Raw genomic sequence first — 16,699 nt, forward strand, 5'->3', positions numbered from 1 at the left:
GAGCATTCCGCATGCACGAACAGCGTCCGGCACCGCAGTTGTTCTCCAAGAAGATCGTCTTCGACGGCGAGGAGATCGAGGTCTTCTACCGCAAGGCCCGCGAGCCCATCGACCCCGCCGAGGGCCTCGACCTCTCCAAGGAGAAGGGCCTGGCCGCCACGGCCCACGGCTTCTGCGCCAAGTTCAACCAGCGCACCTACAAGAACGAGGACGGCATCCTCTGCGAGCAGGACATCCCCGTGACCCTGCGTGACGGGACGGTGATCTACTGCGACATCTACCGCAAGGAAGGCGAGGATAACATCCCCGTCCTGGTGTCCTGGAGCGCCTACGGCAAGCGCCCCGGCGACGGCATGTCGGAATGGCAGGTCATGGGCGTTCCCCCCGGCACCATCTCCACCATGAGCAAGTTCGAGTCCGCCGATCCCGGCTACTGGTGCCACCAGGGCTACGCGGTGGCCAACGTGGACCCCCGCGGCGTGGGCCACTCCCAGGGCGACATCTGCATCATGGGCACCCAGGACGCACGGGACGGGTACGACTTCATCGAGTGGGTCGCCAAGCAGCACTGGTGCAACGGCAAGGTGGGCATGGCGGGCAACTCCTTCGTGGCCATGACCCAGATCCGCATCGCCGCCCAGCAACCCCCCAGCCTCGCCTGCATCGCCCCCTGGGAAGCCACCTGCGACATCTTCCGCGAGTCCATCTACGAGGGCGGCATCCCTGCGCTCGGCTTCAACGAGTTCGTCGTGGCGTCCCTGACCGGGCCTTCCCTGGTGGAGGACATGGTGGCCAACGCCAAGGCCTACCCCTTCATGAACAAGTACTGGGAAGACAAGATTCCCAACTTCGCCAACGTCAAGATCCCCGTCTACGCCTGCGCCTCCTGGAGCCACTTCCACCTGCACGGCGCCTTCAACTCCTTCCGCAAGATGAAGTCCACCCGGAAGTGGCTGCGCGCCCACCGGGAACAGGAATGGCCCGACGCCAGCACCCCGGCCAACATCGAGGACCTCAAGCGCTTTTTCGACCGGTACCTGAAGAACATCCACAACGGCTGGGAGCTGACCCCCCGCTACCGCCTGGAGGTCATGGACGCCTACGACTTCGACTACCAGACCTACCGCGGGGAGAAGGAATTCCCCCTGGCCCGCACCGAATACAAGCGCTTCTACCTGGATGCCGCCAAGGGCGCCCTAGCCCTGGAGCCCGTGCCGGTCAAGTCCAGCGTCTCCTATGACCCCGCCACCGAGCAGGCCAATTTCGACCTGGCCTTCGACGAGGACACCGAGATCACCGGGTACCTGTCGCTGCGCCTCTGGGTGGAGGCCGACGGCCACGACGAGATGGACATCATGGTCAACGTCCAGAAGCTCGACGAGGACGGCAACTGGCTGCCCACCAGCATCCTCGGCGAGCCCCATCCCGGCCCCTGGGGCAAGATGCGGGTATCACGCCGCGCCCTGGACGAGAAGCTCACCACCAAGTTCGAGCCCGTGCAGTCCCAGTTGAAGGAAGAAAAGCTCGCCAAGGGTCAGATCGTCCCCGTTGACATCGCCATCGTGCCGGTCTCGAAGCTCTACCACAAGGGCCAGCAGCTGCGGGTCCAGGTGGCGGGCCGCTACATCCGCGAAGGCTGGTTCGAGCCCCTGATCTGGGAGACCGACAACAAGGGCAGGCACATCATCCACACCGGCGGGGAATACGAGTCCTACCTGCAGGCCCCCGTCATCCCGGCCCGCTACAAGACCAAGAGCGGGTACACCCGGCGCTAGTCCCGCTTTTCCCAGCGCCTCTGCGTTTGGCTCCTTGCCTGGATTGGCCAGAGCGCCTGTCCATTGCCCCATCGTCGGGAATGCATTGGCAAGGAAATCAAACGCAGAGGCGCCGGGGAAAATTCATGAAAAGGAATCCTGGTATGAGCAGTGAATTCATCGCCCAATTGACCGCCCGGGCCGTCCAGAATCCGAAGACCATCATCTTCCCGGAATCCGGAAGCGAGAAGGTCCTCCAGGCTTCCGAGCGGCTCCTGAAGGCCGGGATCGCCCGGCCCATCCTCGTCGGGAAGAGGGACGCCATCGAGGCCAGGGCCGCTGAACTCCAGGTGTCCACCAAGGGCTTCGACTACGTGGACAACGAGGACGAGGCCGTCCTGGCCTACCTCATCCCGGCCTTCCTGGCCGTGAACCAGGACTTCTCCGAGAAGGCCCTGAACCGGAAGTTCAGGAACCCGCTCAATTTCGCAGCCGCCTGGGTGAAGCTGGGCCGGGCCGACTGCCTCGCGGCGGGCATCGACTGCTCCACGGGCGACGTGGTCCTGGCCAGCCAGCTCTTCATCGGGCTCCAGGACGGCATCTCCACCGTCTCCAGCTTCGGGGTCGTGGAGGCGCCCGGTTTCGAGACCTCGGAGGGGAACCTCTTCGCCATCGCGGACTGCGCGGTGTGCCAGAACCCCACCGCCTCGGAACTGTCGGACATCGCCTGCACCACCGCAGACACCATGAAGAGCCTCCTGGGGTGGGAACCCCGCGCGGCCCTGGTGTGCTTCTCCACGGACGGCAGCGGCCAGCACGAGATCACCGACAAGGTGAAGGAGGGCGTCCGGATCGCCAACGAGCGCAGGCCGGACCTGGCCATCGACGGCGAGTTCCAGATCGACACGGCCCTCAAGCCGGCCGTGGCCGCCAAGAAGGTCCGGCGCCCCAGCCGGGTCGCGGGCCGCGCCAACATCATCGTGTTCCCGGACCTCAACGCGGGAAACATCGGCGTCAAGCTGATCCAGATGTTCGGCGGCGCCCTGGCCCACGGGCCCCTCCTGCAGGGGTTCGCCAGGCCGGTGACGGACTTTTCACGCAGCGCGCCCATCGACGAAATCGTCGGCAACCTGACCATCCTCGTGGTCCGGGCCGGGGAATAGGGGAAGACATGGACAAGGTCTACACCATCTTCGTAATCAATCCCGGGTCCACCTCCACCAAGATCGGCCTCTTCCGGAACGAGACCGAGGTGTTCTCGGTCAACGTCACCCACGATGCCGCCGAACTGAAGAAGTTCGCCCAGATCAGCGACCAGTTCGACTATCGCCGGGACACCATCCTGGCGGAGATGGCCAGGCGCGGCCTGGCCATGGCGTCCGTGGACGTCTTCGTGGGCCGGGGCGGGGGCCTGGTGGGCCTCGAGGGCGGCACCTACCCGGTGAACGACATCCTCCTCGAGCACGCCCGGGTGGGGTTCACCGTGAAGCACCCCGCCACCCTCGGGAGCCAGCTGGCCCACGCCTTCGCCACCCAGTACGGCGGCCGGGCCTTCGTGGTCAACCCCCCCGACGTGGACGAGATGGACGAGGTGGCCCGGGTCTGCGGGTTCGCCGACCTGGCCCGGGAGAGCCGGGGCCACCCGCTCAACCAGAAGGAGGTCGGGATCCGGCACGGGAAGCGGGTGGGAACCCCCTACGAGGACCTCAACCTCGTCATCGCCCACATCGGCGGCGGGGTCTCCGTGACGGCCCACAGGAAGGGCCGCATGGTGGACACCGTGGACGTGATCAACGGCGACGGGCCCATGGCCCCGACCCGGTGCGGCGCCGTCCCCGCCAGCGGCGTGGTGAAGCTCTGCTTCTCCGGGAAGTTCACCGAGCGCGAGATGTACGACCGCATCACCAAGAACGGCGGTCTCGTGGACCACCTCGGCACCTCGGACGTCCTGGAGATCCTGGAGCGCATCGGGAAGGGGGACGCCTACGCGAAGCTGGTGTACGACGCCATGATCTACCAGATCGCCAAGTACATCGGCGCCTACGCGACGGTCCTGAGCGGCGAGGTGGACGCCATCCTCCTCACCGGCGGCATCGCCCGTGAGAACTACCTCGTGGGCGAGATCCGGAGTAGGGTGAACTACATCGCCCCCGTCCACGCCTATCCGGGCGAGTTCGAGATGGAGGCCCTGGCCAGCGGCGCCTACCGCGTCATGACCGGCCAGGAGCAGGCCAAGACCTACACGGGTGTCCCGGTATGGAGCCACTTCTCACGTTGATCCGCCCCGGCTCGGCCATGAAGGTGGCCGGGGTGGGCGTGGACCTGCTCCTTCTGGAGCGGTTCAGGTGCCTGGGGAGGGACCTGGACGACCCGTTCTACCGGAAGACCTTCACGGAAGGGGAACGGGTGCAGGCGGGCGAGCATGGGGATCCCGTCCTCATGCTCGCCTTTTCGTTTGCCGGGAAGGAAGCGGTGTTCAAGTGCCTTGGGATGGACGGGAACCGGGTCCGCCTGAACGAGATCGAGGTGCTTGGCAATCAAGCCGGAGCCTCCGCGAGCCTCCGGGGGCACCTGGCGCGCCAGGCCTGGGCGAAGGGTATCGGCGGGACCCACCTCCAACTCTGGCATGAGGGTGCTTTCATCCGGGCACTGGCCGTGGCCGAGCGCATGCCTGCCCGCCCCGATCCTCTGGCTGCGCCTGAAACGGAAGCCGAAAGCCCGGAACGACTCGATGGCCACCCCCACGCCACCGCATCCGAACACCGGGTGGGGTCAGGATGAGATGGACGGCAGCCAGGCCCCGTTGGGCTCGTGGTACAAGCCCACGCTCATGAGGGTCAGGGGTTGCACCACCCGCAGCCCTTCGGCCAGGCACCATCGGAACAGCCCGGCGTTCCGGGTCGGCACCAGCACCCCCGGGCCCTGGAAGCCGTCGGCGGATGCGAGCAGGGCCTTCAGGTCGGTGGTCTCCTCCGCCGCCGCGTGGCCGAAGAAGGCGAGGGCGCTGGCGTAGCCGGTGATCCGGCCGGCGCGCGAAACCAGCCGGGCCTCACCGGCGCGGATCATCTGCTCCAGCTCACCCCGGCGTTCAAAGCCGTGAACCCGCTGGGCCACAGCGCAGCAGGCGTCCAGGTCCTCCGCCCGCGCCGGCCGCACGGTGCAGCCGGGAAGGCTGCGGGTCCGGGTCCGCCCCTGCATGCAGGAAAGCGGCTCCCGCACATCGAAGCCCAGACTCGCGTAGAGCGCCATGGTGCGGTTGTGGAAGGCGGCCTGGACCAGCCGCACCCCGGCGGCGCCTCGCCCGCGCTCGCGCTCCAGGGCCGCCTCCATCAGCAGGCGTCCCGCCCCGGCGTTCTGGGCCCCGGGATCGACGGTGATGGGCCCCAGGCAGACGACGGGTGCGCGTTCGTCCAAGCAGATGCTGCCGATGATCCGTCCCTCCCGGAGCGCGACCATGCAGTGGAAGCCCGGGTCCGCGAACGGCACGCCGAGCATGCCGATTGCGGCCTCGGGGCTCGGGAAGTCGGAGGGAAAGTTGTGGGCGCGGCTGAGGGCGGCGAAGGCCTCGTAGCAGATCCGGCCGCAGGCGGGCACATCCCCGGGCGTTGCCTTGCGCAGGTCCAGACGGGTTGCGAGGTTCAAGGTCATGGGGTTCTCCAGGAGGGATGGCCATGGCAAGAGCAAGATAAGGGCCAATTCCTTTGGAGATCGTCGGGATGCTCCAGAACCCCCCAAACATGGGGATCCCAGGGAAGGAGGTGCCCGACCGGAACCCGGACCGGGATCCCGATCGTAACGGAAGGGACACCGTCCAACGGCGGCCCCGAGGATCCGGAGGGGCCGTGGCCGGTGGGTAAGCTAAAGCAAACAATTGGTTTGACCCTGATGCGGGAGGGCCTGCCGACGCTGTCACGGATCCTGACACCTATGCCCGGAACCATTACACCCGCCGGCGGCCCATGGGCAGGAACAGGTACCCAGGAATTGGCCTATTGACTACAAGGGTTACACCTTGCCCAAATACCGGTGCATGGCCTCGGCCGCACGGCGGCCCTGGCCCATGGCGAGGATCACCGTCGCCCCGCCCGTGATGACGTCGCCGCCGGCGAAGACGCCCGGCACCGTGGTCTCCCCGGTGGCCTCGTCCACCCGCACCACGCCGCCCTTGAGGGTCTCGAGGCGGTTCTCGGTCTGGGCGATCAGCGGGTTCACGGAGAAGCCCAGGGCCACCACCAGGGTGTCGCAGGGCAGGGTCACGGTCCCGGCGGTGGCGCGCACGCCCCGGCGGCCGTCGGGGCCGGGTTCGGTGAGCTCCATGACGGCGCACTCGATGTGGGTGATCCAGCCCTTGTCGTTGCCGATGCAGCGCAGGGGGTTGGTGAGGAAGTGGAAGTGGACGCCCTCCTCCCCGGTGTGCTCCAGCTCCTCCTTGCGGGCGGTGGATTCCTTGATGGTGCGGCGGTAGACGATCGAGACCGATTCGGGGCCCAGGCGCCGCGCGGCGCGGGAGGCGTCCATGGCGGTGTTGCCGCAGCCCACGATGACCACGTGCCTGCCGACCGTCACCGGCGTGCCGGATTCGGGGAAGAGGTCGGCGCGCATGAGGTTGATGCGGGTGAGGAACTCGTTGGCGGTGTAGATGCCCTTGAAGTCCTCGCCCGGGATCCCCAGCATGCCGGGCAGGCCCGCGCCGGTGCCCATGAACACGGCGTCGTTTTCGGACCGGAGCTCGGCCAGGGTCATGGAGCGGCCCACCAGGGTGTTCAGGACGAACTTCACGCCCATGCGGCGCAGCGTGTCCACTTCCTTCTCCACGATGGCGTTGGGCAGGCGGAACTCGGGAATGCCGTAGAGCAGCACCCCTCCGGGGCGGTGCAGGGCGTCGTAGACCGTGACGTCGTGGCCCTTCCCGGCCAGCTCGCCGGCGACGGTGAGGCCCGCGGGGCCCGCGCCCACCACGGCCACCTTGCGGCCCGTGGCCGGCGCCATGGGCGGCGTCTCGGGCTCGGCGGCCAGCAGCGCGTCGGCGGCGAAGCGCTCCAGGCGCCCGATGCCCACGGCCTCGCCCTTGATGCCCACCACGCACTTGGCCTCGCACTGCTTCTCCTGCGGGCACACCCGGCCGCACACGGCGGGCAGGCTCGAGGACTGCTTGAGGATGCGGGCGGCGCCCAGGGGATCGCCGGCCTCGATGCGCTTGACGAAGGCCGGGATGTCGATGTTGACCGGGCACCCCTCGATGCACTTGGGCACCTTGCAGTCCAGGCAGCGCGCGGCCTCCAGCCGGGCCTGCTCGGCGTTCAGCGCCAGGGTCACTTCCGAGAAGTTGCCCACGCGGATGGCCGGATCCTGGCAGGCCGCCACCTGGCGGGAGATCTTCATGCGCTGGGCGGGCTTGAGGGAGGGCAGGTCCAGGTTCTGCCAGTCCAGGTCGGCCACCGGCGCGATGAAGGGCATGTCCGCGTCCGTCACCGGGTGGCTGGACAGGCCCAGGTTGCACACGTGGTCCTGGGCGGCGGTCTCGTCCTCCTTGTACCAGTTCTGGCGCATGCGGAGCATGTTGAAGTCGACCTTGTGGCCGTCGAAGTCGGGGCCGTCGAAGCACGCGAACTTCATCTCGCCGCCCACCGACACTCGGCAGCCGCCGCACATGCCCGTACCGTCGACCATGAGGGCGTTGAGGCTCACCAGCGTGAAGATGCCGCGCTCCCGGGTGGCCTCGGAGACCGCCTGCATCATGGGCATGGGGCCCACGGCCACCACCTCGGCCACGGGTTCGCGCTCCAGGATCTCGGCCAGGGGATGGGTGACGATGCCCTTGCGGCCCAGGGTGCCGTCGTCGGTGGTGACGATGAGCTCGTCGGAGGCCAGCTCCAGCTCCTTGGCCAGCAGCACGCGCTCCCTGGACCTGCCGCCCAGGATGGTGATCACCCGCTGGCCCCTGGCCTTGAGGGCCTTGGCCGCGGGCAGGATGGCCGCGCTGCCGTAGCCGCCGGCCACCAGCACCACGGTGCCCTCCTCGACCAGCTCGCTGGGCTCCCCCATGGGGCCCGCCACCGCGTACAGAAGGTCGCCGGCGCTCAGCCTGCCCATGGCCCGGGTGGTGGCGCCCACCTCCACCATGATGAAGCGGATCCAGCCCTCGCGGGCATCGCCGTCGGCCAGGGTCAGGGGGATGCGCTCGCTCTTCTCGAAGGGGGCCACCATGAGGAACTGGCCGGGCCTGCGGCCCCGCGCCACCATGGGGGCCTGGACGATGAAGCTCCAGGTCTCCGGGGCCAGGAGGCGCTTCTCCAGGATCCGGTAGCCCTCGGCGTCCACGTCGGCGCGCCCGTTGAGGGATTTCCCCCGCAGCAGGGGGAGCATGAGGTGCTCCTCGGTGCCGATGTGCTGCCGGATCAGGCCCAGCAGTTCGCGCGCGAGCTCCGGGAAAATGCGGGCGCCGCCGGTGGCCAGGAGGCTTTCCGCGCGCTCCCGGATCTCCTGGTGGTCGGACAGGAGCTGCTCGCACAGGGCCTCGGCCCCCACCTCCTCCAGGAGGGGCAGGAGCTCCAGCTCCTCGGCCCGGTTGTGGGCGCACAGGTCGGTGGCCACCCAGCGCAGGAGGCCGGTCAGGTTCGGCCAGTCCCGGGAGGCCAGGGCCTCCTCCAGGTGATCCAGGCGGTCCAGGGCCGCGGCATGGAAGGCATGCCACGGGGCCATGCTGGTTTCGTCGAAGGGGGAAAGGGGCATTCGGGGCTCCGGTCGTTGGAATGGATCGGGGATGGGAAGGGGCGGCGCGGACGGCGCCAGCCTTCCCATCCCCGGGGCGGAACGTTCGCCTTGCTAGGCCTTGGCGGGCAGGCCAAGAATGGCCCGCGCCTCGGCGGGGGTGGCGATCTCCTTGTTGAGCTCGGCGACGATGCGCCTGGTGCGGTCGACGAACTCCACGTTGGACCTGGCCAGCACGCCCTTGGAGTAGAGGATGTTGTCCTCCATGCCCACCCGGACGTGCCCGCCCAGGGCGAGGGCGGCGTACATGATGGGCAGGTGGCCCTTGCCGATGCCCAGGGCGCCCCAGGTGCAGCCGGCGGGGAGCAGGCTCTTGAGGAACACGAGGTTCTCGACCGTGGCGTCCATGCCGCCGGCGGCGCCCAGCACGAACTGGAAGTGCAGGGGGGCCTTCAGGAAGCCCTTCTTGAGGTAGTGGACGGCGTTGCTGATCATGCCGGCGTCGAAGATCTCGATCTCCGGCTTGACCCCGTTCTCCTGCATGCAGGTGCCCAGCTTCTCAAGGAAGCGGGGGCTGTTCTCGAAGACCGAGGTGTGCAGCCAGTTCATGGAACCGCAGTCGTAGGAGGCCAGCTCGGGCTTCAGGGCGATGAGGTGCCTCATGCGGTCCTCGTCGGCCAGTCCCAGCTGGCCCGAGGTGGTCAGGTTCAGGACGATGTCGCAGTCCGTGGCCCGGATGAGGTTCACGGTCTCGGTGAACTTCTCGAAGCTCATGGAGGACTTGTTGTTGTCATCCCGCACGTGGATGTGGGCGATGGAGGCGCCGGCCTTCCAGCAGGCGTAGACCTCCTCGGCGATCTCCCCGGGCTGGAGCGGGACGTGGGGCGTGTCCTCCTTGGAGGGCCAGGCGCCGGTGGGGGCGACGGTCAGGATGACCTTGCTGCTGAGATCGGACATGGCGTCCTCCGGGGCTACTGCAGGTTCTCTACGATCAGGGCCGTGCCCATGCCGCCGCCGATGCAGAGGGTGGCCAGGCCGAACCGGGCGTTCCTGCGCTTCAGTTCATGGATGAGGGTGGTGGCGATGCGCGCGCCCGAGGCCCCGATGGGGTGGCCCAGGGCGATGGCGCCGCCGTTGACGTTGGTGAAGGCGGGGTCCAGGTCCAGTCCGGCGCTGACGGCCAGGGCCTGGGCCGCGAAGGCCTCGTTGGCCTCCACGAGGCCCAGGTCCTTTACGGTGAGGCCGGCCTTGGCCAGGGCCTTCCGGGACGCGGGCACGGGGCCGTAGCCCATGACGGAGGGATCCACGCCGGCCGAGGCATGGGAGACGATGCGGGCCAGGGGCTTGAGGCCCAGCTCCCGGGCCTTTTCGGCGGACATGACGAGGGTCATGGCGGCGCCGTCGTTGATGCCCGAGGCGTTGCCGGCGGTGACGGTGCCGTCCTTCCTGAACGCCGGGCGGAGCCTGGCGAAGCCTTCCAGGGAGGAGCCGAAGCGGGGGAATTCGTCCGTGTCGAAGACCTTGGGTTCGCCCTTCTTCTGGGGCATGACCACGGGAACGATCTCGTCCTTGAACCGGCCCTCCTTGACGGCGGCCTCGGCGCGCTGCTGGCTGACCAGGGCGAAGGCGTCCTGGGCCTCGCGGCTGATGCCGTACTGCGCGGCGACGTTCTCGGCCGTGATGCCCATGTGGTAGTCGTTGTAGATGTCCCACAGGCCGTCGCAGATCATGGAATCGACCAGGGTGTCGTTGCCCATCTTGTAGCCGAAACGGGCCTTGTTGAGCAGGTAGGGGGAGTTGCTCATGCTCTCCGTGCCGCCGGCCAGGACCACGTCGGCGTCCCCGGCCTTGATGAGCTGGGCGGCGAGGCTGATGGCCCGCAGTCCGGAGCCGCATACCTTGTTGATGCTGAAGCAGCTCACCGTCCCGGGCAGGCCGGCCTTCAGGGCCACCTGCCGGGCCACGTTCTGGCCCAGGCCGGCGGACAGGACGTTGCCGATGATCACTTCATCCACGGCGGAGGGGTCGACCCCGGCCCTCTGGAGAGCCTCCTTGGCGGCGATGCTGCCCATTTCCACGGCGGATAGGCCGGCCAGGGAACCACCGAAGGTTCCGATGGCCGTTCGGACGGCACTGACGATGACTGCTTCACGCATGGTTAACCTCAAACGGAGTAAAGGACTTGATCAGGCGGAGGGGGGCTAGTTCTTCTGGTACAGCACGTCGATCAGATAGTTGATCAGGCGCTTCCGGGAGGCTTCGATGTCCTGGGGGGACCAGGTCTGGAACCCCTGGCCGGACTTGAAGCCCAGTTCCCCCTTCCGCACCCGCTCCACGAGTAGAGGCGACGGGCTGGGGGCGTTCTCCAGGTGGGGGAGGATGTAGGTGTGGATGGCCAGGGTGAGGTCCGTGCCCACCATGTCGGCGTTCTCCATGGGGCCCAGGATCGGCAGGCGCAGGCCGAAGCCCAGCCGGATCGCCTCGTCCACGGAGGCCGCGTCGGCGATTCCGTTCTCGACGATGGAGATCGCCTCCCGCCAGAGGGCGTGCTGGAGGCGGTTGGCGAGGAAGCCCGGAACGTCGCGGTTGACGCGCACGGGGTGCTTGCCGCACCTGCGGAGCACCTCCATGGTGGCGTCCACCACGGCGGGGTCCGTGTATTCCGACCGGACGACTTCCACCAGGGGGATCAGGTAGGGCGGGTTCCAGAAGTGGGTGCCCACCAGCCGGTGCCGCGAGCGCACCTTCGCGCCGATCTCGGTGACGCTCATCACCGAGGTTCCGGTGGCGAAGATGGTCTCCGGGCCGCAGAGCCTCTCCAGTTCGGCGAAGAGGTCCTGCTTGAGTTCCATCTGCTCGGGGATGCACTCCACCACCAGGTCGGCTGCGGCCACCGCCTGCGCCAGGGTCTCGCAGGGCGCGACCCGGGCCAGGATGGCGGTGATCTCCTCCTCGGTCATGACGCCCTTGGCCTCCAGGAGGTTCAGGTTGCCCAGGATGCGCTCCAGGGCGGCCTTGCCGGGGGTGAAACTGTCGTAGAGCGTCACGGCGTGGTCCGCGCGGGAGGCGAACACCTGGGCGATGCCGCAGCCCATGAGCCCCGAGCCGATGACGGCCACGTTCCGGATTTCCTTCATGGTGGTGCTCCTTTCTCTGCCTTCAGCCCGCGGTGAGCCCGCCGTCCACGTAGAGGATCTGGCCGCTGATGAAGTCCGAGGCCGCCGAGGCGAAGTAGACGGAGATGCCCACCATGTCCGCGGGCATGGCGGCGCGGCCGAGGGGGATGCGGTCCAGGAAGATCTTCTTGAGCTTCTCGTCCTGCAGGACCTGCTGGGTGAGGGGGGTCCAGAAGATGGTGGGGGCGATGGCGTTGACGGTGATGCCGTACTTCGCCCATTCGGTGCTCAATTGCTTGGTCATGCCGTCCACCGCCGCCTTGGAGGGGCCGTAGGCGACGTAGCCGCCGGGGTGGCCCGCGAACCCGCGCACGGAGGAGATGGTGACGATCTTGCCGGACTTCTGTTCCTTCATGACCCGGCCCACATGCTTGCAGGCCAGGAAGGTGCCGCGGACATTGATGTTCATGACCTGGTCGAACTCCTCGACCGGGAAGTCCTCGGCCGCGTAGCGCTTGGCGATGCCGGCGACGGTGAACAGGATGTCGATCTTCCCGAACTTCTCCATGACGGTGGCGACCATCCGGACGACGTCCTCCTCCCTCGAAACGTCGCAGGGGATGGCCACGGCCTTGCGGCCGTACTTCTCGATCCTGGCCACGGCCTCGTCGAGGGTCTTGAGGGTGCGTCCCGTGACGACGATGTCGGCGCCGTAGGCGGCCAGGCCTTCGCAGATGCTCTCGCCCAGGGCCCCGGCGCCGCCGGTGACGATGGCGACCTTGCCCTCGAGGTTGAACAGGTTCTTGATGAAATCCTCGGTCATTTCGCTCATGGCGCTCGGTCCTCGATCAGGCGGGGTAGTTGATGACGACCAGCATGGAAGCCGGCAGGTTGGACTCGTTCAGGATCGACCGGCCCTCGTCGGGTCCGATGCGGATGGAGTCGGTCCTGCGCAGGACGATCTTCTCGCCGTTGCCGGTGGTGACGACGACCTCGCCCTCGACCACGAAGTAGATCTTCTCGGCCGGGGTGGCCTCGAACTCGGCGCCTCCGCCGGGGAGGAAGTGGGACAGGCCCATCCAGAACTTCTCGCAGCCGGACTCCTCCTTGCCCTGCAGGCGCAGGGCGGCCATCTTGAAGTGCCTGGGGGGATCGTAGGACGTGCAGTCCTTGAGTTCGCGCTTTTTCATGGTGGATTCTCCAGAGGCTGGCAGGTCGCCGGCGGACTACGTGAGGTGATCGGCGAGGATGAGGTCCGCGCCCGTGCTGGCCACGACGTCCTCGAGGGAGGAGCCCGGCATGATTTCCTTGAGGAGCAGGCCCGCGGGTGTGACCTCGAGCACCGCCTTCTCCGTGACGATGAGGTTGACCTTGGCCTTGGCGGTGAGCGGCAGGGTGCAGCTCTTGAGGATCTTGTGGGCGCCCTTGGAGGTGTGCAGCATGGCCACGATCACCTTGCGGGCCCCGGCCACCAGGTCCATGGCGCCGCCCATGCCGGGCACCATCCTGCCGGGCACCATGTGGCTGGCGATGTTGCCCTGCTCGTCCACCTGGAGCGCGCCCAGGACCGTCATGTTCACGTGCCCGCCACGGATCATGGCGAAGGACATGGCGCTGTCGAAGAAGGCCGCGCCCTTGCCGTAGGTCACGAACTGGTTGCCGGCGTTGATGACGTCCGGGTCCTCCTCGCCGGGGGCGCAGAGGGCGCCCATGCCCAGCAGCCCGTTCTCGGCCTGGAGGGTGATGTGGATCCCCTCGGGCACGAAGTTGGCCACCAGGGTTGGCAGGCCGATGCCCAGGTTGACGACGAAGCCGTCCTCCAGTTCCCGGGCCACGCGGCTGGCGATGAGGTCCTTCTCGTTGAGCTCGCTCACAGGGCACCTCCGGCGACGACGATGTGGTCCACGAAGAGGCTGGGGGTCATCACAAGGTCCGGGTCCAGGTCGCCGGGCTCCACGAGCTTCTCGGCCTCGGCGATGACCAGGTCGGCCGCCATGGCCATCACGATGCTGAAGTTCTTGGTGGTGCCCCGGTAGTACACGTTGCCCAGGGTGTCCACCACCGAGCCCCGCAGGAGGGTGACGTCCGCGCGCAGGGGCTTCTCCAGGAGGTACTCCCGGCCGTCCACCACGAGCTTCTCCTTGCCCTCCTCCACGGAGGTGCCGACCCCGGTGGGCGTCAGGACGCCGCCCAGCCCGGAGCCGCCGCAGCGGATGCGCTCGGCCAGGGTGCCCTGGGGGATCAGTTCGACTTCCAGATTGCCGGCGTGCATGCGGGTGGCGGCTTCGGGGTTCAGCCCGATGTGGGAGGCCACCAGCTTGCGGATCAGGCCCGCGGAAAGCAGCTTGCCGACGCCCTTGCCCTGGACCGAGGCGTCGTTGGAGATGACCGTGAGGGAGCCGGTGCCCTGGGCCACCAGGCCGTCGATGAGGGTCTCGGGCGTCTTGACGGCCATGAAGCCGTTGATCATCACGGTGGCGCCTTCCTTCACCAGGGCCACCGCCTGCTCTAGGGGTATGACTTTGTTCACGGGGGCCTTCCTTTACATGCGTGCAGGACGAGTCGAACCCGGAGGCGGCTGCCTTCCGAGGGATTCGGGGGAACCGGGTTCCCCCTGCGATTCAGCTTTCCCCTTGACGTTGCAGCAACTATGCCAATGCGATCAGGAACACCAAGATCAATAATTTCAATTAATTATCCGATCGCCGCCGCGCCTTCACGCCAACCGGGAGAAAAATATGGACACGTGTCCAACGCATGTGTGCATCCTTACCCTTGCCAAATGGACAGCCACGCCTTCCGCCCCCCGGAGACCCACCCATGCCACTTGAAATGAGCCCGAAGGACCTGCACACGCGAGGCGGCCTGTTCGACGAGATCCTGGAGAAGGCCTTCGACGGGGCCATCGTCCTGGACGCCAACGGCATCGTCCTCCACAACACCAAGAAGTCCGCCCACGTGGGCGGGACGACCCAGGCGGACTCCATCGGAAGGCACGTCAGCCACGTGGACGCCGTCTCCCCCTTCGCGGAGGTGCTGGCCACGGGCAAGGCGCAGCTGGGCATCCTGGTGGTGCTCAACGGACGCAAGTGCATGACCGACGTGCACCCGGTCATCTGGAAGGGCGAGATCATCGGCGCCGTGGGGGCGCTGCTGTTCCACAGCATGAACCGCCTGAAGAAGATCATCGCCAGCCTCAACGACAACCAGGACGCCGACAGCGCCCGCATCTACAACGCCGTGGCCCGCATCGACGCCAACTACACCTTCAGCGACTTCATCGGGGAGAGCGCGGCCACCCAGAAGCTCATCACCCACTGCCGCAACGTGGCCCGCAAGAAGGTGAACCCCATCCTGATCCTGGGCGAGACCGGCACGGGAAAGGAGATCCTGGCCAGCGGCTTCCACTCCGAGCACCTGGACTCCACCTTCAGCCCCTTCGTGAAGATCAACTGCACCGCCATCCCCAACGACCTGCTGGAGTCCGAGCTGTTCGGCCACGAGAAGGGGGCCTTCACGGGCGCGGTGAGCACCAAGAAGGGCAAGTTCGAACTGGCCTCGGGCGGCTCCATCCTGCTGGACGAGATCGGCGACATGGACCTGCGCCTCCAGTCCAAGCTGCTGCGCGTCCTGGAGGAGGGGGAGTACGAGCACATCGGCGGCACCAGGATCCTGCCGCTGAACGCCCGCATCATCGCCTCCACCAACCACGAGCTCAAGGAGAGCTGCCGCACCGGCAAATTCCGGCCCGACCTCTACTACCGCCTCAGCACCGCCGAGATCCGCGTTCCGCCCCTTCGGGCCCGACGGGAGGACATCCCCCTCCTGGTGCGCCACCTGATCGACAGGGCCCACCTCTCCATGTCCTTCACGTCGGGGGCCATGGAGGTCCTCATGGGCTACCACTGGCCCGGCAACGTGCGCGAGCTGCGCAACGTCCTCCGGTGGCTCAGCTTCCTGGACTCCGAGCGGGACATCTCGCCCGAGGACGTCATCCAGGTGCTGGCCGACCCCATGGACACCGGCATCCACATCCAGGGCGACGCGTTGCGCGTCCCCTCCCTGGGGGGCGCCGAGCGCGCCGCCCTGCTGGAGGCCCTGGAGAGCAACCAGTTCAACCTCTCCATGGCCGCCAAGCGCCTGGGCGTGAGCCGGACGACGCTCTACAGCAAGATCCGCAAGCACGGCATCCAGATCCGGAAGAGCCCGGTCTAGCTCGAACGCACCTGCCTTACCGCCAGGGGCCCCACGAACACCAGGGACAGCACGATCAGCACCATGCCCAGGGCCTCGAGTCCCCGGGGGATCTCCCGCAGCTCGATGGCCGCGCTCAGGATGCCCACCAGCGGCGCCGACAGGACCACGATGCCGGCGACGCTCGCGTCCACGCGCTTGAGCAGGACGTTCCAGAGGAACCAGGCCATGGCCGTGGCCGGGAGCACCTCCCAGGCCAGGGCGAAGATGAAGTAGGGGGCGGCCCACTGGGTGGGCCTGCCGGGGAAGAGCAGGGCCACCGCGGCCAGGACGAGGCCGCCGGCCAGCATCTGCCAGGCCGTGAGCAGCAGGGGATCCATCTTGAGCCGGGAAAGGAGGTGCTTGGAGAGCACCGTGGCGCAGGCCCAGCAGATGCCCGAGAGCAGGGCCAGCAGGGCCGCGTGGGTGCGCCCCTGGATGCCCCGGGACACGAACAGGAGGGTGATGCCCATGGATGCCGCGCCCAGGGCCATCCACTGGGGCCGGGTGGGCCTCTCCTTCAGCAGGGGCCAGGCCATGAGGACGACCCAGAGGGGCATGGCGTAGTTCAGGAGGGCGGCGCGCCCGATGGGACCGCCCCGCAGGGCCCAGAGCACCAGGCCGATGTTGGCGGTGTACTGGAAGAGCCCCACGAGGATCACCGGGCCCGGGTGGGGCAGGGCCAGGGGCTGCCTGCGCGCGGCCAGCACGGCGAAGAGGACCGCCGCGCCCAGGATGAAGCGCAGGGCGGCGAATTCGAAGGGGCCCACATGGTCCAGCACCCGCTTCATCACCACCCAGTTGTAGCCGAACACGAGCGGCAGAACGGCAAGGAGCAGCACGGCCCATAGGGTGGATCGGGAAGGTGCGGCGGCTCCGGTCATC

General features: G+C 67.7%; 15 protein-coding genes. 5 read left to right on the plus strand and 10 right to left on the minus strand.

Going from position 1 to position 16,699, the window contains the following annotated elements; all coding sequences use genetic code 11:
* Nucleotides 1-11 precede the first annotated feature (11 nt).
* From RAH40_RS16510 to RAH40_RS16525, 4 genes are all read left to right on the plus strand, one after another.
* Nucleotides 12-1,775: a CocE/NonD family hydrolase gene (locus tag RAH40_RS16510; RefSeq protein ID WP_306598674.1), complete on the plus strand. Its 1,764-nt coding sequence runs from the start codon at nucleotides 12-14 to the stop codon at nucleotides 1,773-1,775.
* A 143-nt stretch (nucleotides 1,776-1,918) separates the two neighbouring features.
* Nucleotides 1,919-2,917, plus strand: coding sequence for a phosphate acyltransferase (locus RAH40_RS16515; RefSeq protein WP_306598675.1), 999 nt, complete (start codon nucleotides 1,919-1,921; stop codon nucleotides 2,915-2,917).
* An 8-nt stretch (nucleotides 2,918-2,925) separates the two neighbouring features.
* Nucleotides 2,926-4,032 carry a butyrate kinase gene (buk, locus tag RAH40_RS16520; protein ID WP_306598676.1) on the plus strand — a complete coding sequence of 369 codons (1,107 nt, stop codon included), beginning with the start codon at nucleotides 2,926-2,928 and terminating at the stop codon, nucleotides 4,030-4,032.
* Nucleotides 4,011-4,535: a holo-ACP synthase gene (locus RAH40_RS16525; protein WP_306598677.1), complete on the plus strand. Its 525-nt coding sequence runs from the start codon at nucleotides 4,011-4,013 to the stop codon at nucleotides 4,533-4,535. The genes buk and RAH40_RS16525 overlap by 22 nt, the downstream gene beginning before the upstream one ends.
* On the opposite strand, the gene RAH40_RS16530 is transcribed toward RAH40_RS16525, so the two are convergent.
* From RAH40_RS16530 to RAH40_RS16570, 9 genes are all read right to left on the minus strand, one after another.
* On the minus strand, nucleotides 4,527-5,402 hold the full coding sequence (locus RAH40_RS16530) for a GNAT family N-acetyltransferase (RefSeq protein ID WP_306598678.1): 876 nt from the start codon (nucleotides 5,400-5,402) through the stop codon (nucleotides 4,527-4,529). The genes RAH40_RS16525 and RAH40_RS16530 overlap by 9 nt on opposite strands.
* Before the next feature lie 357 nt (nucleotides 5,403-5,759).
* A complete protein-coding gene (gltA, locus tag RAH40_RS16535) occupies nucleotides 5,760-8,486 on the minus strand; it encodes an NADPH-dependent glutamate synthase (protein WP_306598679.1) in 2,727 nt (908 codons plus the stop codon).
* Nucleotides 8,487-8,579: 93 nt separating this feature from the next.
* Nucleotides 8,580-9,422 carry a 3-keto-5-aminohexanoate cleavage protein gene (locus RAH40_RS16540; protein ID WP_306598680.1) on the minus strand — a complete coding sequence of 281 codons (843 nt, stop codon included), beginning with the start codon at nucleotides 9,420-9,422 and terminating at the stop codon, nucleotides 8,580-8,582.
* A 14-nt stretch (nucleotides 9,423-9,436) separates the two neighbouring features.
* The gene (locus RAH40_RS16545; RefSeq protein WP_306598681.1) at nucleotides 9,437-10,621 is read right to left on the minus strand and encodes an acetyl-CoA C-acetyltransferase; all 1,185 of its coding nucleotides are present in this window, start codon (nucleotides 10,619-10,621) and stop codon (nucleotides 9,437-9,439) included.
* Between the two features lie 45 nt (nucleotides 10,622-10,666).
* Nucleotides 10,667-11,602: a 3-hydroxyacyl-CoA dehydrogenase family protein gene (locus RAH40_RS16550; protein ID WP_306598682.1), complete on the minus strand. Its 936-nt coding sequence runs from the start codon at nucleotides 11,600-11,602 to the stop codon at nucleotides 10,667-10,669.
* Between the two features lie 22 nt (nucleotides 11,603-11,624).
* Complete coding sequence (locus tag RAH40_RS16555) at nucleotides 11,625-12,413, minus strand: SDR family NAD(P)-dependent oxidoreductase (protein WP_306598683.1); 789 nt, start codon at nucleotides 12,411-12,413, stop codon at nucleotides 11,625-11,627.
* Between the two features lie 16 nt (nucleotides 12,414-12,429).
* On the minus strand, nucleotides 12,430-12,771 hold the full coding sequence (locus RAH40_RS16560; protein ID WP_306598684.1) for a cupin domain-containing protein: 342 nt from the start codon (nucleotides 12,769-12,771) through the stop codon (nucleotides 12,430-12,432).
* A 36-nt stretch (nucleotides 12,772-12,807) separates the two neighbouring features.
* Nucleotides 12,808-13,455 (minus strand): 3-oxoacid CoA-transferase subunit B, encoded by a 648-nt coding sequence (locus tag RAH40_RS16565; RefSeq protein ID WP_306598685.1) that lies wholly within the window; start codon nucleotides 13,453-13,455, stop codon nucleotides 12,808-12,810.
* On the minus strand, nucleotides 13,452-14,111 hold the full coding sequence (locus tag RAH40_RS16570) for a CoA transferase subunit A (RefSeq protein WP_306598686.1): 660 nt from the start codon (nucleotides 14,109-14,111) through the stop codon (nucleotides 13,452-13,454). Before RAH40_RS16570 ends, RAH40_RS16565 begins: the two co-directional genes overlap by 4 nt.
* Nucleotides 14,112-14,401: 290 nt before the next feature.
* Between RAH40_RS16570 and RAH40_RS16575 the strand changes: the two genes are divergently transcribed.
* Nucleotides 14,402-15,796: a sigma-54-dependent Fis family transcriptional regulator gene (locus RAH40_RS16575; RefSeq protein WP_306598687.1), complete on the plus strand. Its 1,395-nt coding sequence runs from the start codon at nucleotides 14,402-14,404 to the stop codon at nucleotides 15,794-15,796.
* Here the strand turns inward: RAH40_RS16575 and RAH40_RS16580 are convergent.
* The gene (locus RAH40_RS16580; protein ID WP_306598688.1) at nucleotides 15,793-16,698 is read right to left on the minus strand and encodes a DMT family transporter; all 906 of its coding nucleotides are present in this window, start codon (nucleotides 16,696-16,698) and stop codon (nucleotides 15,793-15,795) included. The two genes, RAH40_RS16575 and RAH40_RS16580, sit on opposite strands and share 4 nt — an antisense overlap.
* Nucleotide 16,699 lies beyond the last annotated feature (1 nt).

Origin of the sequence: Geothrix sp. 21YS21S-2, assembly GCF_030846775.1 — a bacterium.
Lineage (GTDB): Bacteria > Acidobacteriota > Holophagae > Holophagales > Holophagaceae > Mesoterricola.